This is a genomic window from Agromyces sp. NPDC029043, from assembly GCF_055564615.1.
Window position 1 is genome coordinate 116485 of sequence record NZ_JBVHVX010000005.1, and the last position, 18156, is coordinate 134640.

An 18156-nucleotide genomic window follows, 5' to 3' on the forward strand; every position below is an offset into this window, starting at 1 on the left:
TCGTTGGACTTCTCAATCGCTCCTGCCTAGGGTGAATCCGCACCCCCGACCCCAGGAGCGAACCGATGAAGACCATCCCCCTCGGCGGCACCGACCTCGCCGTCCCCAACGTCACGCTCGGCGTCATGCGCATCCAGCAGATGACGGATGACGCGGTGCGCGAGCTCGTCGGCACGGCCCGCGACGCCGGGATCGACTTCTTCGACCACGCCGACATCTACGGCGACGAGCTGCACGGCTGCGAACGCCGCTTCGCCGAGGCGCTGCAGCTCACGCCGTCCGAGCGCGACGAGATCACGATCCAGACCAAGTGCGGCATCGTGAAGGAGCCCTGGGGCTTCGACTTCTCGTACGAGCACATCATGTCGTCGGTCGAGGGCTCGCTGCGCGCGCTCGGCACCGACCGCATCGACGTGCTCCTCCTTCACCGGCCCGACGCCCTCGTCGAGCCCGACGAGGTCGCGCGGGCGTTCGACGAGCTCGCGGCGGCCGGCAAGGTGCTGCACTTCGGCGTCTCGAACCACACGCCCGGGCAGATCGAGCTGCTGAAGAACTCGGTGACCCGGCCGATCGTCGCGAACCAGCTGCAGCTCTCGATCACGCACGCGCCGACCGTCGCGCAGGGACTCGCCGCGAACATGCAGGGCATCGAGCAGTCGGCGAGCCTCGACCTCGGAATCGTCGACTACTGCCGGCTCAACGACATCACGATCCAGGCGTGGTCCCCGTTCCAGGCGGGGTTCTTCACGGGCGTGTTCCTCGACTCGCCCGAGTACCCCGAGCTCAACGCCGCGATCGATCGCCTGGCCGCGAAGTACGACGTGCCGACGATCGCGATCGCGACCGCGTGGATCACCCGCCACCCCGCCGACATGCAGGTCGTGCTGGGCACGACCACGCCGGAGCGCGTCGCGGCGGCCGCGCAGGGCTCCGACGTCCCGCTGACGCGCTCGGAGTGGTACGAGCTCGTCCAGGCGGCCGGGTACACCGTGCCCTGACCCGCGCATGCCGGCGTCGGCATACGAATGTCGACAACGCCTGGAGCCCGTTCCGCTGACGACGGAGCGGGCTCCGGTGCGTCCTGCCGAGGCCGCGATCGGCGCGGATCCGTTCTCGGGCTCGATGAGGCGAGGGCTTGCGTGGGTCGATTGAAACGTGCAAGGCTGTGGATCGGTCTACTGTTGTAGATCGGTCTACACAATATCCGGCGACGACGGCGGGAGACGACGTCGCACCACCGCGATCCACCTTCGATGGAGAGGGAGTAACAGATGCAGTTGAGCCGGAAGCACGGCGGGGACGGACCCCGCTCACGCAGACGCCTGGCGGCGCTGATCACCGGCGCCATCATGCTGTCGAGCGGCGTCCTCGCCACGACCGCCGTGCCGGCGGCAGCGGAGGACTGTTCGGCGTACCCGTGGATGGACACGTCCACGAGTTCCGAGGAGCGGGCGAACGCCTTGCTCGACGCGAGCTCGCAGCACCAGATGTACCGCTGGCTCGTCGAGCAGCCGGCGAACACCCCGACCAGGACCAGCTGGAACCCGGGCTTCGCGGGGGAGGCGCCGGTGGTCTACCCGGCGCAGCTGCCCTGCACGCCCGTCGTGATCTACGCCAACGGCCCCGACGGCGTCTACACCAAGGCCGGCACGACCGCTTGGCCCGGCCCGATCGCCGTCGCCTCCACCTGGAACCTCCAGCTCGGCGAGGAGAAGGCGGTGGCCCACGGCAGCGAGTCCTTCGACAGCCGCAGCGCGGTCGTGCTCGGACCGGGCATCGCCAGCGGGCGCACTCCGCTCTCCGGCCGCACCTCCGAGTACTTCGGCGAGGACCCCCTGCTCTCCGGCCTCATGGCGGCCGCGAACGTGCGCGGCCTCGAGCACGGCAACCCCGACAAGCCCGTCGTCGCGAACCTCAAGCACTACGTCGCGAACGAGCAGGAGGTCGACCGGCAGACCAGCTCGTCGAACATCGACGAGCGCACCCTCCGCCAGGTGTACGACCTGCCCTATGAGATCGCCGTCAAGGAATCCGACCCGGGCAGCGTCATGTGCTCCTACAACCAGGTCAACGGCGTGTACGCGTGCGAGAACCCGATCCTCACCACCAGCCTCGACGAGCAGATGGGCTTCGACGGGTACGTGATGAGCGACTTCGGCTCGGTGCACTCGACCGCCGCGTCGCTCGACGCCGGGCTCGACCAGGAGCTCAACCGCCCGATCTGGTACACCCCTGCCCGCCTCGACGCGGCCCTCGCCGCAGGCGAGATCACGCAGGCCCAGATCCGGCAGTCGGCGTTCGACGTCGTGCACACCTACATCGAGAAGGGCCTGTTCGACCACCTCGTGCCGGCCACCGCGATCCCGAACGTGTCGACCGCCGAGCACAAGGCGCTCGCCCGCGAGATCGCCGAGCAGAGCACGGTGCTGCTGAAGAACGAGGGCGTGCTGCCGCTGGCGGATGACGCGCCCACGGTGGCCGTCGTCGGCCAGACCGCATCCGCCACGGCCACGGGCGGCGTGAGCGCCAAGACCGGCTGCGCCTGGTACCTCGTGTTCGCCCGCAACACCGCGCTCAACTGCGACGCGATCGTCGACCCGCTGACCGGCATCACCGAGCGGGTGCAGGAGGCCGGCGGCCAGGTGCTCTACGCCAATGGCGCCGACCTGACGCAGGCGGCGTCGGTCGCGGCGCAGGCGGACGTCGCGATCGTCTTCGGCCACTACACCATGGGCGAGACGACCGACCTGGCCGACCTGCGACTCGACGCGAACGGCGACGCGCTCGTCGAGGCGGTGGCCGCGGCATCCGACCGCACCGTCGCCGTCATCAACGCGGGCAGCGCGGTCGATATGCCGTGGATCGACGACGTCGACGCGGTGCTGCACGCGTGGCACTCGGGCGAGCAGTTCGGCCCGGCGCTCGCGGCGCTGCTCTGGGGCGACGTGAACCCGTCGGCCAAGCTGCCGATGACGTTCCCGAAGTCGGTCGCCGACACGCCCACCAACACGCCCGAGCAGTACCCGGGTGTCTTCTCCGACGGCTCGACGACGCGCCCCGCCGGCTCGACCGAGATCCGCCAGGTCGAGTACTCCGAAGGGCTCGAGGTCGGATACAAGTGGTACGACGAGCAGGGCATCGAGCCGCTGTTCGAGTTCGGCCACGGCCTCTCGTACACGTCGTTCGAGTACTCCGACCTGAAGGTGAAGGTCGACCGCGACCGGGCGGGCCAGCGCGCCGTGGCGACGGTCTCGTTCACGGTGGCGAACACCGGCGACCGCGACGGCGCCGAGATCCCGCAGGTCTACCTGACCCTGCCGGACGCCGCGGGCGAGCCGGGCAAGCGACTCGTCGCGTTCGACCGGCTCGAGCTGGCCGCCGGCGAGACCACGCGGGTCGAGCTCGTGCTCGACTCGGCCGCGAGCAGCCAGCCGTTCTCGGTCTGGGATGTCGACGCCGACCGGTGGGTCGCGCCGAAGGGCCGGTTCGAGGTCTCGGTCGGCTCGTCGTCGCGCGACATCCACCTGACCGACACGCTGCAGTTGAACATCACGATGCCGGCTGCGGCGGCGAACGGGCGCGGCTGACGCGCTGACGCGCGAACCGCACGGACCGGGGGGGGGGGGGGGGGGGGGGGGGGGGGGGGGGGGGGGGGGGGGTGGGGGGTGGGGGGGGGGGGGTGGGGGGGGGGAGGGGGGAGGAAGAGAAAAGGAGGCGAAAAACAGCACAAACACACCCCCCCCCCCCCCCCCCCTCCCCCCCCCCCCCCCCCCCCCCCCCCCCCCCCCCGCCTGCGTTCTCGGCCGGCCGCCGCGGTCACCCGACCGCCGGTGCGAGTCGGTCCGACGGCAGGCCGCGCCGGCGGATGAGCCACTCGGCGACGATGAGGTTGGGCAGCCAGGCGAGGAACGGCACCGCGGCGTACGCGTTCGCGAATGCGGCATCCGCGTCGAACCCGGCCGGTCCGGCGAACGGGACCTGGGCGAGGATGAGCAGCGGCAGCCAGATCCGCAGGGTCACGGCCGAGTAGGTGAGGGCGAAGTTGCGCATCATCCAGGCGCGGTGGCTCGCGACATCCCGCGCCCGGATCGCCCGGTACCCGCGCCATCCGGTGACGAGCCAGAGCGCGCCGAGGGCGCCGAAGCCGAACAGCCCGACGAGCCCCGCCTGGTTGACTGGCGCGAGCGCGATGCCCGCGAGGGCCGCCGCGGCGACCGCGACGAGGTAGGTGCGGCCGACCCGGCGGTGGGCGCGCGGATGCCGCGACCTGAGGCCGCGCCAGAACTGCAGCGGCCCGAGCACCAGCGCGATGCCGCCGCCGATCACGTGCGTGAAGAAGGCGACGAGCACGGGCCAGGGACGTCCCTCGTACCAGTCGGCGAGACCGCCGCTCGATTCCGCCAGCGGCGCGGTGAGGTAGGGCACCACCGCGAACGCGGCGATCGCGAGCGAGCTGAGCAGCACCCACGACCACCCGATGCGGGAGGCGAGTTGCGGGCGGGCGGGTGCCGCGGGGCGCGGCGCCTCGGGTGGCGCGGCGGGAGCGGCGGCGGAGGTCGAGGTCGCGGTCATGCGCCGAAGGTACCGAGGCGCCGCGCGTCGCCGACATGCGGCGAACCCCCGGATCGGGAGGGTGGCCCGCCGCGTCAGCCGGCCGACGCCACCGCGGCGCGGATGTCTTCGTCGATGAGGTCGGCGTTCATGGCGGTGCCCGCGGCGTTGCCGGCGGCCATCGACATGGGCACGGTGGCGCGCGCCGAGACGACGTTGCCGGCGCCCCACACGCCGCGAACGCTGGTGCGGCCATCGTCGTCGACGAGCACCCAGTCGACGCCGTCGTTGCGGATGCGGCGCGCGCCGAGCTCGCGGAGCACGTGGTCGTTCGGCTCGGGCCGCGGCGCGACGAAGATCGCATCGACCTCGCGCTCGGTGCCGTCGTCGTAGCGGATGGCCCGAAGCGCGCCGCGTTCGTCGGCGACCACCTCGGCGATGGCCCGCTCCTCGATCTCGATGTCGCGCGCTGCGAGGGCCGCGCGTGCGGCGGACGGCAGGGACAGGCCGTTCGCGTGGAACACCACGTCGGAGGAGAGCTGGCGGAGCAGCTGCGCCTGGTGCGCATTGGCCGCCGAGGTGGGGATCACCGCGATGCGGCGGTCGCGGACCTCCCACCCGTCGCAGTACGGGCACGAGACGACGCCCGACCCCCAGTGGTCGGCGAGGCCGGGCACGTCGGGCAGCCGATCAGTGAGGCCGGTGGCCACGAGGATGCGGCGGGCGGTATGGCGTTCCCCCGACGCGAGCACGACCTCGAACGAGGTCGGATCGGTGTCGAGCTGCGCCGCCGTGGCGACCTCGGCGGACTCGATGGCGACGTCGTCGTAGCGCGTGAGCTCGGCGCGACCCGCCGCGAGCAGGTCGAGCGGCGAGGAGTGGTCGCGACCCAGCACGCCGTGCATGTGCCCGGCGACGCGGTTGCGCGGGGCCCCGCCGTCGACCACGAGCACGCGGCGGCGCGAGCGTCCGAGCATCAGGGCGGCGCTCAGGCCGGCGCTGCCGCCTCCGACGACGATGACGTCCCAATCGCCCATCTACCGGCCCTCCTCCTGAGCGCGGGCCTCAGCGTCGACCGCTGCGTCGGCGCTCGGCTCGGCGTCGGAGGCGACCACGAAGTACGCGCCCGTCGGGTCGGTGAGCCCCGCACGGCGGCCTGACGGAAGGTCCCACGGTGGCACGACGAGCGTCGCGCCGGCCGCGACCGCCCGCGCGACGGCCTGCTCGACCTCCTCGACGCCGAAGGCGACGCTCCAGTACGGCGGCAGGTCGGCTCCCAGGAGGCCGCTCGCGTCGAGGATGCCGGCGTAGTCGTGCCGCGCGTGCCGGTAGACGCCGTATCGCGGCTCACCCGTGCCGTAGTCGATGCTCCAGTGGAACGCGTGCGCGTAGAACCGCTCGGCCGCCTCGAAGTCGCTCGCCGCGAGCTCGAACCGCACGGCGGTGTCGAGCTCGCCGAACGCGTCGAAGCCGGGCAGCCCGCCGGGCTGCCAGTAGCCGACGACCGCGCCGGTCGCGTCGATGGCAAGCCCCATGACGCCCATCTCGGGGATGTCGAGCGGCTCGAACAGGACCGTGCCGCCGGCCTCGGCGATCCGCTCGCTCGTGGCCGCCGCGTTGTAGGTGAGCAGGTACACCGTCCAATGCGTCGGCGAGGGGTCGGACTCCTGCCGCAGCGCGGCGCCGGCGACCCGCCGGCCCTCGTGCCGGAACGTGACGTAGCCGCCGTACCGCTCGTCGCCGTACTCGGGGGTCCAGCCGAAGAGCGACTCGTAGAACGCGACCGTGCGCTCGAGGTCGGTCGTGGTCACGTCGACCCACGCCGGCGCACCGGCGACGAGGTCATCGGGTCCGGGCATGCGCGCCTCCTGTCGGGTGCCATCGGCAGGTCGGCACGCTCACCGTGGAGCGGATGCCGACGAGCGCGATGCTAACACCGCCCTCCGTCGCTCGACCATGCCCCGACCGAGGCGGCGTGCGCGGCGCGCGGCACCCGCGTTCATCGGCCGGGCAGCGCCTCCAGGATGCGGGCGCGCAGCGCGTTGCCGCGCTCGGCGAACCCGCGCTGCCGGCGCACGTACTCGGCCTTGCCCTCGGGCGTCTCGATCCGCACGGGCTCGCCGCCCCACGGTGCGATGTCGTACGGCGAGGCCTGCATGTCGAGGTACCGGATGTCGCGGGCCAGCTCGAACGCGTCGAGCAGCAGTTCGCCCGGCACGAGCGGCCCGAGCTTGACCGCCCACTTGTACACGTCCATGCCGGCGTGCAGGCAGCCCGGCTGCTCGAGCTCGGGCTGGTCCTCGCGCGTGGGCGCGAACCGGTTGCGCGGGACCGCGTCGGGCGTGAAGAACCGGAAGGCGTCGATGTGCGTGCACCGCAGCTCGTGCGCCTCCACGACCTCATCGGTCGCGGCCTGCCCGAGTCGCAGCGGCACCGGATGGCGATGCTCGCGCTGCCGGTACACCATCGCCCACTCGTGCAGGCCGAAGCAGCCGAACTGTCCCGGGCGCGACGCGGTGAGCCGCAGCATCCGCTCGACCGCGCGCAGCATCGGGCCCTTCTCGCGGTGCATCGCGTCGACGTCGACGGTCAGGCCGCCGGTTGCGCCGTTCGTGTACCAGCGCCATTCCGCGCGCGGCGTGCTCGCGGCATCCGCCAGCTCGACACCCGCGCCGGGGTGCCACCGTCGCAGGAGCGCGGGCGAGTAGGAGTAGTAGGTGGAGAGGAAGTCCTCGATCGGGTGCCCCTCACCGCGAGCGCGGCGCTCGCGGTGGCCGGCCGTGAGCGCGTCGGCCCGCTCGGCGTGCGCCGCCTCGCGGGCGCGCCACTCGTCGGCGGCGAGCGCACGGGCGGGGGCGCGGGCCGCGGTCGGCGAGGCGGTCGGAGTCACCCGACGAGGATACGCGGCGGCCGCCGGGCGCGACATCCGCTCACCTTCTGGGCCATCCGCTCACGGTTTGCAGGACAATCGGGGATGTGTTGGACGGATCGCGCTGATCGGTCCTGTGAATCGCGGGTTCTCCTGCGAATCGCAGCTCGTGAATCGCGGGGACGCGTCAGCCGCCCCGACCGGCGGACCAGCCGAGGACCGCCATCTTGAGCGCGAGCAGGAACCCGAGCGCGGTCAGCGGCGTGACCTCGCGGTCGGGCGTCACGAGCGAGTCGCGCCACACCTTCTCGATCGGGTAGCCGACCGACATGATCGCGCCGAGCACGCCGAGGACCCGCGCGGCGAGCACCGGCGGCCGTGACGCGGTGGGGAGCGCGATGCTCGCCGCGCCCTGCACGGCGAGCATCGTCGTCGGTGCCGAGAGCGAGGTGCCCTCGATCCAGTGCCGCGCCCGCATCTCGTCGACCGACCTGATGCGGACGCCGGGCACGTCACCCGGCAGGCCATCGCGGTACGCCTTCCGGAGTCCGAGCACGCCGAGCATGAGCTGCACCCGTCCGATCGCCCCCACGAGCCGCAACATGCGCTCATGCTGGCACCGTTGATGCCTGGCGGCAAGCGGCGAGCCGCTCAGTGGTAGCGGCCGCTGTACGCGTTGAGCGCCGGCTGCCCGCCGAGGTGGGCGTAGAGCACGTTCGAGTCCTTCGGGATGTCGCCGCGCGAGACCAGGTCGACCAGCCCCGCCATCGACTTGCCCTCGTAGACGGGATCGAGGATCACGCCCTCGAGGCTGCCCGTGAGTCGCATCGCCTCGTCGGTCGACTCGACCGGGATGCCGTAGTAGTCGCCGGCCCAGCCTTCGAGCACCGTGATCTCGTCGTCGCGCACCTCGCGGCCGAGGCCGATGAGCTCGGCGGTGTTCCGGGCGATCCGCGCGACCTGGTCGCGGGTCTCGTCGATCTTCGCCGACGCGTCGATGCCGATGACGCGGCGCGGACGGCCGCCGAAATTGTGCTCGAGGTCGGCGAAGCCGGCGATCATGCCGGCGTGCGTCGAGCCGGTGACCGAGCACACCACGATCGTGTCGAAGAAGACCCCGAGCTCGTCCTCCTGCGCGGCGACCTCGTGCGCCCAGTTCGCGAAGCCGAGGCCGCCGAGCGGGTGGTCGGACGCGCCCGCGGGGATCGCGTACGGGGTGCCGCCCGCGGACTCGACATCCGCGATCGCCTGCTTCCACGACTCGCGGAAGCCGATGCTGAAGCCCGCCGGCGACAGGCGGACGTCGGCGCCCATGAGCCGCGAGAGCAGGATGTTGCCGACGCGGTCGTTCACGGAGTCGGGCCAGTCGACCCAGTGCTCCTGCACGAGCACGGCCTTCATGCCGAGGTGCGCGGCGACGGCCGCGACCTGACGCGTGTGGTTGGACTGCACGCCGCCGATCGAGACCAGCGTGTCGGCGCCCTTCGCGAGGGCGTCGGGAACGAGGTACTCGAGCTTGCGGGTCTTGTTGCCGCCGAACGCGAGGCCACTGTTCACGTCCTCCCGCTTCATCCAGACGCGGGCGCCGCCGAGGTGGGCGCTCAGGCGGTCGACCGGATGGATCGGGCTCGGCCCGAACGTCAGTCGGTGGCGGGGGAAGTCGGCGATGGCCATGGTGCTCCTTGTCGGGATGGGTTGGGAAGGGCGTCTCGTCGTCATCGTCGAGGTGGAGCAACCGGCCGCGGGTCGACCAGTCGTCCTCGGACGCTCGGTGGTCGAGCGAGCGGGACCGGCGGCATGCAATATATTGCAGCGAATGGCTCGGTGCCTGTCAAGGCGGGTGACGCTTCCCGGATGTCGGTGCTGGGGCGTAGCGTGTGCCGCATCCGAGCGCGGCGGCGCCGAGGGGGGCGACCGCGGGCACCCGATCCAAGGAGGCATCATGGCCAACCTCGTCGTGCACTTCGAGATCCACGCCAGCGATCCGCAACGGCTCATCGACTTCTACTCCGAACTCCTCGGCTGGCGCTTCACGCAGTTCGGCGACACCCCGTACTGGACCATCGAGACCGGGGAAGGATCGATCGGCAACGTGGCGGGGCAGCCCGGCATGGGCATCAACGGCGGGCTCACCCAGCGCGAGGGGCCCGCACCCCAGCCCGGTGCGCCCGTCAACGGCTGCGACATCGTCATCGGCGTCGACGGGAACATCGACGAGTACTTCCGCCGCGCCGTCGAGCTCGGCGCCGTCGAGTCGATGCCCGCCACCGACTCGCCGCCCATCGGGCGCTGGGGCTACCTCATCGACCCCGACGGCAACCTGTTCGGGCTCATCTCCGACACGCTGTCCGACGGCACGAAGGTGAACATGGAGGCGCCGCCCAGCGCCTGATGCGGGTGTCGCCGGCCGCTGTCGGTGGCCGATGCCAGACTGGGCGGGTGCTGCTCCAGGAGCTCGTCGCGACCGCCGAGCGGGTCGCGTCCACGAGGTCGCGCCTCGCGAAGGTCGACGCGCTCGCCGCGGTGCTCACCGGCCTCGACCGTGATGAGATCCTGCCCGCGATCGGGTTCCTCACCGCGAAGCCCAGGCAGGGGCGCGTCGGGGTCGGATGGCGCGGCCTCACCGGGGCGATGGGCGAGCCGGCCGAGGTGGCGACGCTCGGCATCCTCGACGTCGATGCGGCGCTCGATCGGCTCGCCGCGGCATCCGGTGCCGGCTCGTCCGCCGAGCGGGCGCGCATCCTCCGAGAGCTCGGATCGCGTGCCACCGGCCCCGAGCAGGACTTCGTGTCCCGCGTCATCCTCGGCGAACTGCGCACGGGGGCGCTCGAGGGCGTGCTGACCGACGCGATCGCGCGCGCCGCCGATCGGCCCGGCGAGGTCGTGCGCCGGGCCGCCATGCTCTCGGGCGACCTGGGCGAGACCGCGCGCCTGGCACTGACCGGCGCGCCCGGCGATCTCGAGGCGATCGGCCTCGTGGTCGGTCGGCCGGTGCTGCCGATGCTCGCGGGCACCGCGTCGAGCGCGTCGGCGGCCCTCGAACAGGCCGGCGAGGCGTCGGTCGAGTACAAGCTCGACGGCGCCCGCATCCAGGTGCACCGGGCGGGCGACGAGGTGCGGGTCTTCACGCGCAACCTCGCCGACATCACGCACCGGGTGCCCGAGGTCGTCGAGGTGGTCCGGCGCATGCCCGTGCGCGAGGTGATCCTCGACGGCGAGACGCTGTCGCTCGACGAAGACGGCGCCCCCCGTCCCTTCCAAGACACCATGTCGCGCTTCGGGGCCGAGGCGGCGCGCGAGGTCCTGCTGCATCCCTGGTTCTTCGACGTGCTGCACGTCGACGGCCGCGACCTCCTCGACGAGCCGCTCTCAGCGCGCCTGCGCGAGCTCGAGCGCGTCGCGGGTCCCCATCGCATCCCCGGCGAGGTCACCGACGACCCCGCGGTCGCCGAGCGCGTCGCCCGCGAGGCGCTCGCCGCCGGGCACGAGGGCATCGTCGTGAAGGGCATCGACGCGCCGTACGCGGCGGGCCGGCGCGGAGCGAGCTGGCTGAAGGTCAAGCCCGTGCACACGTACGACCTCGTCGTGCTCGCCGCCGAGTGGGGGTCGGGCCGGCGCACGGGCTGGCTGTCGAACCTGCACCTCGGCGCGCTCGACCCGGCGGGCGACTTCGGCGAGCCCGGCGGGTACGTGATGGTCGGCAAGACCTTCAAGGGCCTCACCGATGAGCTGCTGCGCTGGCAGACCGAGCATTTCCCCACCCTCGAGACGCGCCGCACGTCGAACACCGTGTGGCTCGCGCCGGCCACGGTCGTCGAGATCGCGATCGACGGCGTCCAGCGCTCCAGCCGGTACCCGGGCGGCATCGCGCTGCGCTTCGCGCGCGTGAAGCGGTACCGCGACGACAAGCGGCCCGACGAGGCCGACACGATCCAGACGTTGCGCGGGCTGCTGCGCGGCGGCGAGACCGAGGGGGAGGCCGATGGCGGATGAAACGACGGGCGCGGGTCGCGTGCGGCAGCTGCGGCTCGTGGTCGAAGCGGCGGACTTCGAGGCCGCGCTCGCGTTCTTCCGCGACGTGCTCGGCATGCCCGAGCAGGAGGCGTACAGCGGTGAGGATGGCGCCGAGGTGCGGATCCTCGAGGCGGGGCGCGCGACGCTCGAACTCTCGAACCCCGCGCAGGTGCGCTTCATCGACCGGGTCGAGACCGACGGCGGCCGCAGCGACCGGCTGCGCGTCGCGCTCGAGGTCGACGACGCTGCCGCGGTCACCGGCGAGCTGGTCGAGGCGGGCGCCGAGCTCGAGGCCGCAGCCCGCGAGACCCCGTGGCGGTCGGTGAACGCGCGGCTGCGCGCTCCCGCCGGCCTGCAGCTCACGATCTTCCAGGAGCTCGACTAGCGGCGCGCTGCGCGCCGGCGCCGACCGGTCGCCGCTTGAACGTCGCCGGCCGCTGCCCGAGTCGCCCGTGGCGCCTCGCCCGTCGCACGCGACGCCTCGCCCGTCGCACGCGACGCCTCGTGCGTGGCCGGTCGCCCGTGCCGCTGGTCGCGCGACGACCGCGCCGCGCCTCGCGCGTCGCGTCGCGCAGCGCGCCGAGGCGTACCGTTCACAGGAGACCCAGCGATGTACAGGACGAACTGCGCGATCCGCTCCTGTCGATCGTCGCTTCTCCTGTGATCCGCCCTCGTGGCGACGCGGTCTGGAAGGGAGGACGTGGGCCGCAACGTCGGACATGGGCGCCAACGTGGGACCGAATCGCCCTCACGCGTCCGACAGTGCGGCGATCGTCAGACATTGCGGACATCGTCCTACGGGCTGAACTCGGGCACGCCGAGGCCCGGCCGCCGCGGCGGCGGTCCCGCCGGCCGGTCACTCGTCGATTCGGATGCCGGTGACCGGCACGCCCGCGCGCTCGTACACCAGTGAGACGGCGCCCTTCGGGAAGGCGATCGGCTGCTGCGCCAGTGCGAAGGCCGCCGGCACGGTCCCGGTGTCGAAGAGGCGCTTACCGGTGCCGAAGGCGATCGGGTAGAGGTACAGGTTGAGCCGATCCACGAGGTCGGCGGCGAGCAGCGACCGGGCGAGCGCGCCGCTGCCGATCACGTGGATCTCGTCGAAACGCTCCTTGACGGCGGGGATCTCCGCCGCGACATCCGTCACCACCGTCGTGTTCGCCCAGGTGGGGTCGGTGAGCGTGCGCGAGGCGACGAACTTCGGCACTTCCTCGAACTTCGCCCCGATCGGCATGTCGGTGTGCTTCGGCCAGTAGTCGGCGAAGATGTCATACGTCTTGCGGCCGAGCAGCAGCGCGTCGAGCCGGTCGATGCCGGCGCCGATGACGGCTCCCGACTCGTCGTCGAAGTACGGGGCCTGCCATCCGCCGTACTCGAATCCCTCGGAGGGATCCTCCTCGGGCCCGCCCGGCGCCTGGTAGACGCCGTCGAGCGTGATGAACAGGTCGACCGCGAGGATTCCCATGATGTGCTCCCTTCCGCGCGCCACGCTAGCGAGGCAGAGCGCTGCGGTCGAGGGGTGGACGGCGGGTGCAGACCGCCGAACCGTGCGCCGACGGGCTTCGGCGCGACGCGCACCGCGGCGGCTGTGACATCCGCGCGCAGTATTGCATGAGAATCCGCGCCACGGGCCCGTCCGGGGCCGCGTGACGCGGATTCTCATGTGTTCTGCGCGGGCCGCCGCCGGATCAGCGCGCGGCGACGAGCCGCACGCCCGCGACGAGCAGCGGCAGGTAGCACACGAAGCCGAGGACGGCGCCCACCGGGCCGAGCCCGAACGCCGGCACGATCCACGGCAGGAAGCCGAGCGGCGCGATCCACCACGAGATCGCCTTGGCGCGGGCGAGCGCCAGCGAGAGCAGTCCGATGCCGAGGAGGCCCGCGGCCATGCCGGAGTACTGCCAGATCGCGACGCTCCACTCCTTCGCGTTCGCGTCCATGAGCACGGCGTCCTCGATCGCGAGCGTGTTGCCCGCGCTGACCAGGAACCAGTCCGAGAGCAGCAGGCCCGACATCTGGATGGCGCCGAACAGCAGCGTCACCGCGGCGATCGGCAGGAACACCCGCCCTCGCGGGCCGCGCAGCAGGCCGAGCGTCGCGAGCGCGCCGAGGGCGAGGGCCACCCAGCCGTAGTGCAGGAGGTTCGCCGACCAGAGGCTGAGCGCCGGGTCGGCCGCGAGCGACTGGATGTACCCGGCGTCGCCGGGCGCGGTCTGCTCGGGCGAGGTGAGCATGCCGCCGGTCATGAGGACCGGTGCGGCGAGGAGCGCGACACCGCCGAGGCGCTGCAGCCGGTTCGGACGCACCGGGCCGAGGTCGGGCGCGGCAGCGGTCCGGCCGCGGCCGGCCGGGTGGGCGGATGCCGCGGGCGCCGCCGCGGCGGTCGCTGCGGTGCTGGTGGGGGCGGTGGTGGTCGTTGCGGTGCTGGTCGTCGCGGGTGCGAAGAGGTCCATGGTCGTGTGCCTTTCCGGGCGGTTCTGAATCGGTGATCCCAGATTCCGGGCGGCGCGACCCGGGCCGGCAGGGTGCGGCGTCCCGCGGATGTCCCGCATCGCGCCCGGGACATCCGCCCGGCACGTCTCGTGCGGTCAGGCGCGGCCGAGGCCCGCGTCGCGGGCGCGCACGATCGCCTCGGCACGGTCGGCGACCTGCAGCTTCGCGAAGATGTTCGACACGTTGTTGCGCACGGTCTTCGGCGAGAGGAACAGCGTCTGTGCGATCTGCGGATTCGAGCGGCCCGCGGCGAGCAGGTCGAGGATCTCGCGCTCGCGTGCCGTGAGCTGGGGGAACACCTCGGCGGCCGGTGCGGACGCCGGCCCGGCGGCGAAGAACTCGGCGACCCGCCGCGCGATGGCGGCGCCGAAGACGAGCTCGCCGCGCTCGACGGCGCGGATCGCGGTGAGGATCTCGTGCTGGCTGGCACCCTTGACGAGGTAGCCTCGGGCGCCGGCGCGCATCGCCGCGAAGACCGTCTCGTCGTCCTCCGACATGGTGAGCACGACGACGGGCAGGTGCGGATGCCGCGCCACGGCCTCGCGCGTCGCGGCGATGCCGTCGAGCCGGGGCATCTGCACGTCCATCACGACCACGTCGGGTTCGACGTCGTCGATGACCGATTGCGCGGCCTCGCCGTCCTCGGCGGTGGCGACGACGTCGACGCCGTCCAGGGACTCGAGCAGCATCGACAGCCCGTCGCGGTAGACGGGGTGGTCGTCGACGAGCACGACGCGGATCGGATCCTCAGGCATCGGCGGTGGCCTCCATGGGGTCGGGTCGGGTGGCGGCGTCGTGCGCACGGGGCAGGACGGCGCGGATGACGGTGCCTTCGCCGTCGGCGTCGGTGATCTCGAGCGTGCCGCCGAGCTCCTGCGCGCGCTCGCGCAACGACCGCAGGCCGACGCCGCCGACGGCATCGACCGGGATCCCGGTGCCGTCGTCGCGCACCTCGAGCCGCAGCATCCGCTCGTCGTGCTCGAGCCGCACCGAGGCGTGCGTCGCGCCGGAGTGTCGCCGGACGTTCGCGAGCGCCTCCGAGGCGATGCGGTACGCGGCGACCTCGACCGCGGGCGGCAGGTCGGCGGGCGCGTCGCCCGACACCTCGACGACGAGGCCGGCGCCCGTCAGGCGCTCGGCCTGCTGCTCGACCGCGCGCACGAGTCCCAGGTCGTCGAGCGCGGGCGGGCGCAGGTCGTGCACGATGCGGCGGATCTCGGCCATCACCTCGGCCTGGTCGCCGATCGCGGCGTCGACGAGGGCCAGCGAGCGCTGCGGGTCGCGATCCGCCAGGTTGCTCGCGGTCTCGAGGCGGAGCTTCACGCCGCCGAGCAGCGGGCCGAGGCCGTCGTGCAGCTCGCGGCGCAGGCGCGACCGCTCCTCCTCGCGCGCGAGCACCAGCCGTTCGCGGATCGACTGCAGCTCGCGGCGCAGCTCGCCGTTGAGGATCGCGGCCGCGGAGAGCCGCACGAGGTCGCCGAGCAGCCGCTGGTCGCGCGCGGAGACGACCGGGCGCCGACCGGGTTCCATCAGGATGCGCCCGATCACGGCGCCGCCGTGGTCGATCGGCACCTCGACGACGCTCGGCGCCGGCACGCCGACCGACGACGCCAGCGGCCGGCCGTCGGGGCGGTCGAGCTCGACGCGCACGTACCGCGACCCGAACGCCTCCGCGACCGCGGCCGCCAGGTCGCGCAGCTGCTCGGAGGTGCCCTCGGCACGTTCCAGCCGGTCGCCGAGCGACGAGACCACGCCGTACGGGTCGCCCCGGCGCCCGCTCACCAGGCGGTTCGCGACCGCGAACAGCCGCCCGCGCAGCGGCGCGTACGCCACCGTGACGGCCACGACCGCGAGCAGCATCGCGACGCGGTCGTCGATCGCGCTGCCCACGAGCAGCACCACGAGCACGTCGACCGCGACGATCGCGACGATGAGCACCGCGTACACCAGGGTCCACGACAGCAGCCGGTCGATCGCGTACAGGCGGTACCGCGTGACCGCGATCACGACCGAGGCGCTGATGAGCCCGATCGTGACGCCGAGCAGCACGTCGACGATCACCGTCGGCACCAGCGGGTAGATCGCGAGCGCACCCACGAACACCACGCCCGACCACACCAGCCAGCGCAGCTGCGCGCGCTCCTCGGCGTCGGCGTCGAAGCGGCGGCTCACGCACACGATCAGCGAGAGCACGAGGCTCGCCGCGAGGCACGGCAGCGCGATCCCGAGGATCAGCACCCACGCGGCATCCGGCAACGGCAGGGTCGGCAGGCCCGGGTCGAACTCGGCGAGCAGGCCGGCCCGCGCCGGATCGTCGGCGACGAGCGCCGCGTTCGGCGCGAACAGGAACGCGAACGGCATCACGAGCCCGAGCGCGATCGCGATGATCGACACCACGCGCCATCCGCCCTCGCGCAGCCGCCCGTCGGGGAACAGCAGGAGCAGCAGCTGGATCGGCAGGATCAGCACCGATCCGAGCCGCCCGAAGAACCACATCGCCGGCACCGCCCACCACGCGTCGCGGTCGGTGTACCAGGCGAGGTTCACGGCCGCCGAGGCGAGCCCGTCGAGCACCCACAGCATGCCGAACCCGGTCAGCACCACCGCGATCGGATGCCACGGCAGCCGCCAGAGCAACAGGCAGCCGGGCACGAGCATCGCGACGCCCGGCAGCACGCCCGACCAGCCCGACGACAGCGGCGGCTGCGGATGCGACGGCAGCACCACGAGGTCGATCGCGATCGCCGCGACCGCCGCGACGGCCGACACGCACAGCGCGACGACGGTCGCGATGCGGCTGGAGGCGAGCGTCATCCGCTCATCGTCGCAGGCCGGATGTCCCGCTGTCACGGGACACGGGTCCCGACCCGCGATCCGCGCTCGCGACTGCACGCGGCATCCCCCCGGCACGCGCCCCGTAGGCTGGAACCCATGCAGCTCGCCCTCATCCGCCACGGACAGACCGACTGGAACCTTCGCGGGCTGATGCAGGGGCGCACCGACATCCCGTTGAACGACACCGGTCGAGCGCAGGCCGAGGCCGCCGCCGCGTTCATCGACCCCGCCGCATGGGACCTGGTCGTGAGCTCGACCCTCGCGCGCGCCCGCGAGACCGCCGCGATCCTCGCCCGCGGGCTCGGACTGCCGGTCGCGGGCGAGTACGCCGACCTCGTCGAGCAGGACTTCGGGGCCGCCGAGGGCACGCTCGTGTCCGAGATCGACGTGCGCTGGCCCGGCCGCGCGTTCGAGGGCAAGGAGCCCGACGAGGAGCTCGGCCCCCGGGGCGTGCGCGCGCTCGAGCGGATCGCGGTCGAGCACGCCGGCGCCCGCGTGCTCGCGGTCGCGCACGGCACGTTGATCCGGCACGTGCTCGGCGAGGTCAGCGGGCACGACGCGCGCAGCTACCCGAGGCTCGACAACCTCGCGGTCTCGCAGGTCGAGCGGGCGGATGCCGCGTGGCGCGTGCTGACCGTCGGCGGCGCTCCGTTCGCCGACGTGCTGCCGTCGCTCGTGCGCGTCGAGCTCGCGGCCTGACGCCCTGCCGGCAGGCGCACCGAGAGCGGGTCTCGAGACCCGCCCTCCGGCCCTGCCGCACACCCGCCCGCCGGACGTACAATCCGGAAATGGAGGAACCGGGCAGTACCACCCTGGTCGTCGTGGGCGACGAGGCGACGAGCGCCATCGGCTCGCTCGCCGGGCTGGCGAACGTCGAGAGTGCGAGCTTCGCCGACCTGACGGAGGCCACCGACGCCGAGGTCGTCACGTGGTCGGCCACCTCGCACGCGCCCTACGTGGTGCACGACCGCGACCCGCTGGGGCATGTCGCGGCGGCGTGGGTCGAGTTCTACGACGAGCGCTCGACGCTCGGGGTGCTGCAGCTCGAGATCGAGCAGGTGATCGGTCAGGTCGCGCAGCACCGGATCCGCGTCCCCGACTACTACGTCGTGCTCGAGCCCGAGTCGCTGCACGGCACGTGGATGCACTGGTGGCTCGGCGTGCTCGCCTCGGCCTCGCCGAGCCGCGTCATCCCGTGGGCGCCCGGCGAGGCGCCGCTCGCCGCTCTCATCCGGCGGCTGCCCACGGCGCGGGCGTGGCCGGAGGTTCGCGACTGGCTGCCGACGGTCGTGAAGGCCGTGCCCGACCGCGTGGCGCCCGGGCATGCGCCGATGGACTAGCGCGAAGCGGGCGGTACGGCGGCGTCTCGTGGCCGTGAAGAACCCGAGTCTGGC

At 72.9% G+C, this 18156-nt stretch carries 17 protein-coding genes; 7 read left to right on the forward strand and 10 right to left on the reverse strand.

Annotated features, from left to right (window positions below):
• Positions 1-65 precede the first annotated feature (65 nt).
• Together ACZ4TW_RS08710 and ACZ4TW_RS08715 are read left to right on the forward strand one after the other, a co-directional pair.
• Positions 66-998 (forward strand): aldo/keto reductase, encoded by a 933-nt coding sequence (locus tag ACZ4TW_RS08710; protein WP_465542089.1) that lies wholly within the window; start codon positions 66-68, stop codon positions 996-998.
• Positions 999-1271: 273 nt separating this feature from the next.
• The gene (locus ACZ4TW_RS08715; RefSeq protein ID WP_465542091.1) at positions 1272-3587 is read left to right on the forward strand and encodes a glycoside hydrolase family 3 C-terminal domain-containing protein; all 2316 of its coding nucleotides are present in this window, start codon (positions 1272-1274) and stop codon (positions 3585-3587) included.
• Between the two features lie 229 nt (positions 3588-3816).
• Here the strand turns inward: ACZ4TW_RS08715 and ACZ4TW_RS08720 are convergent, their stop codons facing one another.
• The 6 genes from ACZ4TW_RS08720 to ACZ4TW_RS08745 form a co-directional block, all read right to left on the reverse strand.
• A complete protein-coding gene (locus tag ACZ4TW_RS08720; protein ID WP_465542092.1) occupies positions 3817-4572 on the reverse strand; it encodes a DUF2306 domain-containing protein in 756 nt (251 codons plus the stop codon).
• A 74-nt stretch (positions 4573-4646) separates the two neighbouring features.
• On the reverse strand, positions 4647-5588 hold the full coding sequence (locus ACZ4TW_RS08725; RefSeq protein WP_465542093.1) for an NAD(P)/FAD-dependent oxidoreductase: 942 nt from the start codon (positions 5586-5588) through the stop codon (positions 4647-4649).
• Positions 5589-6410, reverse strand: a complete 822-nt coding sequence (locus tag ACZ4TW_RS08730; protein ID WP_465542095.1) for a VOC family protein — start codon at positions 6408-6410, stop codon at positions 5589-5591.
• Between the two features lie 140 nt (positions 6411-6550).
• Positions 6551-7477: a 3-methyladenine DNA glycosylase gene (locus ACZ4TW_RS08735; protein ID WP_465542097.1), complete on the reverse strand. Its 927-nt coding sequence runs from the start codon at positions 7475-7477 to the stop codon at positions 6551-6553.
• 130 nt (positions 7478-7607) lie between these two features.
• Positions 7608-8024 (reverse strand): hypothetical protein, encoded by a 417-nt coding sequence (locus ACZ4TW_RS08740; protein ID WP_465542098.1) that lies wholly within the window; start codon positions 8022-8024, stop codon positions 7608-7610.
• 47 nt (positions 8025-8071) lie between these two features.
• Positions 8072-9094, reverse strand: a complete 1023-nt coding sequence (locus ACZ4TW_RS08745) for a 1-aminocyclopropane-1-carboxylate deaminase (protein WP_465542100.1) — start codon at positions 9092-9094, stop codon at positions 8072-8074.
• A gap of 268 nt (positions 9095-9362) precedes the next feature.
• Between ACZ4TW_RS08745 and ACZ4TW_RS08750 the strand changes: the two genes are divergently transcribed.
• The 3 genes from ACZ4TW_RS08750 to ACZ4TW_RS08760 are packed head-to-tail and all read left to right on the forward strand — an operon-like array spanning position 9363 to position 11819.
• A complete protein-coding gene (locus tag ACZ4TW_RS08750; protein ID WP_465542102.1) occupies positions 9363-9812 on the forward strand; it encodes a VOC family protein in 450 nt (149 codons plus the stop codon).
• A 47-nt stretch (positions 9813-9859) separates the two neighbouring features.
• The gene (locus tag ACZ4TW_RS08755; RefSeq protein ID WP_465542104.1) at positions 9860-11413 is read left to right on the forward strand and encodes an ATP-dependent DNA ligase; all 1554 of its coding nucleotides are present in this window, start codon (positions 9860-9862) and stop codon (positions 11411-11413) included.
• Positions 11403-11819 (forward strand): VOC family protein, encoded by a 417-nt coding sequence (locus tag ACZ4TW_RS08760; protein ID WP_465542106.1) that lies wholly within the window; start codon positions 11403-11405, stop codon positions 11817-11819. The genes ACZ4TW_RS08755 and ACZ4TW_RS08760 overlap by 11 nt, the downstream gene beginning before the upstream one ends.
• A gap of 471 nt (positions 11820-12290) precedes the next feature.
• Here the strand turns inward: ACZ4TW_RS08760 and ACZ4TW_RS08765 are convergent, their stop codons facing one another.
• From ACZ4TW_RS08765 to ACZ4TW_RS08780, 4 genes are all read right to left on the reverse strand, one after another.
• Complete coding sequence (locus ACZ4TW_RS08765) at positions 12291-12899, reverse strand: dihydrofolate reductase family protein (protein ID WP_465542108.1); 609 nt, start codon at positions 12897-12899, stop codon at positions 12291-12293.
• Positions 12900-13122: 223 nt separating this feature from the next.
• Positions 13123-13887: a hypothetical protein gene (locus ACZ4TW_RS08770; RefSeq protein WP_465542109.1), complete on the reverse strand. Its 765-nt coding sequence runs from the start codon at positions 13885-13887 to the stop codon at positions 13123-13125.
• Positions 13888-14022: 135 nt separating this feature from the next.
• Positions 14023-14682 (reverse strand): response regulator transcription factor, encoded by a 660-nt coding sequence (locus tag ACZ4TW_RS08775; protein WP_465542111.1) that lies wholly within the window; start codon positions 14680-14682, stop codon positions 14023-14025.
• Entirely contained in the window at positions 14675-16741 is a 2067-nt protein-coding gene (locus ACZ4TW_RS08780; RefSeq protein WP_465542113.1) for a sensor histidine kinase, read from the reverse strand. Before ACZ4TW_RS08780 ends, ACZ4TW_RS08775 begins: the two co-directional genes overlap by 8 nt.
• A 117-nt stretch (positions 16742-16858) precedes the next feature.
• Between ACZ4TW_RS08780 and ACZ4TW_RS08785 the strand changes: the two genes are divergently transcribed.
• Together ACZ4TW_RS08785 and ACZ4TW_RS08790 are read left to right on the forward strand one after the other, a co-directional pair.
• Positions 16859-17461, forward strand: a complete 603-nt coding sequence (locus ACZ4TW_RS08785) for a histidine phosphatase family protein (RefSeq protein WP_465542115.1) — start codon at positions 16859-16861, stop codon at positions 17459-17461.
• Between the two features lie 89 nt (positions 17462-17550).
• Entirely contained in the window at positions 17551-18102 is a 552-nt protein-coding gene (locus ACZ4TW_RS08790; RefSeq protein WP_465542117.1) for a hypothetical protein, read from the forward strand.
• Positions 18103-18156: the final 54 nt, after the last annotated feature.

Bases quoted from the DNA above. Each gene is read 5' to 3' on its own strand.
- ACZ4TW_RS08710 (WP_465542089.1), top strand. From the start codon at position 66: ATGAAGACCATCCCCCTCGGCGGCACCGACCTCGCCGTCCCCAACGTC.
- ACZ4TW_RS08715 (WP_465542091.1), top strand. From the start codon at position 1,272: ATGCAGTTGAGCCGGAAGCACGGCGGGGACGGACCCCGCTCACGCAGA.
- ACZ4TW_RS08720 (WP_465542092.1), bottom strand. From the start codon at position 4,572: ATGACCGCGACCTCGACCTCCGCCGCCGCTCCCGCCGCGCCACCCGAG.
- ACZ4TW_RS08725 (WP_465542093.1), bottom strand. From the start codon at position 5,588: ATGGGCGATTGGGACGTCATCGTCGTCGGAGGCGGCAGCGCCGGCCTG.
- ACZ4TW_RS08730 (WP_465542095.1), bottom strand. From the start codon at position 6,410: ATGCCCGGACCCGATGACCTCGTCGCCGGTGCGCCGGCGTGGGTCGAC.
- ACZ4TW_RS08735 (WP_465542097.1), bottom strand. From the start codon at position 7,477: ATGTCGCGCCCGGCGGCCGCCGCGTATCCTCGTCGGGTGACTCCGACC.
- ACZ4TW_RS08740 (WP_465542098.1), bottom strand. From the start codon at position 8,024: ATGTTGCGGCTCGTGGGGGCGATCGGACGGGTGCAGCTCATGCTCGGC.
- ACZ4TW_RS08745 (WP_465542100.1), bottom strand. From the start codon at position 9,094: ATGGCCATCGCCGACTTCCCCCGCCACCGACTGACGTTCGGGCCGAGC.
- ACZ4TW_RS08750 (WP_465542102.1), top strand. From the start codon at position 9,363: ATGGCCAACCTCGTCGTGCACTTCGAGATCCACGCCAGCGATCCGCAA.
- ACZ4TW_RS08760 (WP_465542106.1), top strand. From the start codon at position 11,403: ATGGCGGATGAAACGACGGGCGCGGGTCGCGTGCGGCAGCTGCGGCTC.
- ACZ4TW_RS08765 (WP_465542108.1), bottom strand. From the start codon at position 12,899: ATGGGAATCCTCGCGGTCGACCTGTTCATCACGCTCGACGGCGTCTAC.
- ACZ4TW_RS08770 (WP_465542109.1), bottom strand. From the start codon at position 13,887: ATGGACCTCTTCGCACCCGCGACGACCAGCACCGCAACGACCACCACC.
- ACZ4TW_RS08775 (WP_465542111.1), bottom strand. From the start codon at position 14,682: ATGCCTGAGGATCCGATCCGCGTCGTGCTCGTCGACGACCACCCCGTC.
- ACZ4TW_RS08780 (WP_465542113.1), bottom strand. From the start codon at position 16,741: ATGACGCTCGCCTCCAGCCGCATCGCGACCGTCGTCGCGCTGTGCGTG.
- ACZ4TW_RS08785 (WP_465542115.1), top strand. From the start codon at position 16,859: ATGCAGCTCGCCCTCATCCGCCACGGACAGACCGACTGGAACCTTCGC.
- ACZ4TW_RS08790 (WP_465542117.1), top strand. From the start codon at position 17,551: ATGGAGGAACCGGGCAGTACCACCCTGGTCGTCGTGGGCGACGAGGCG.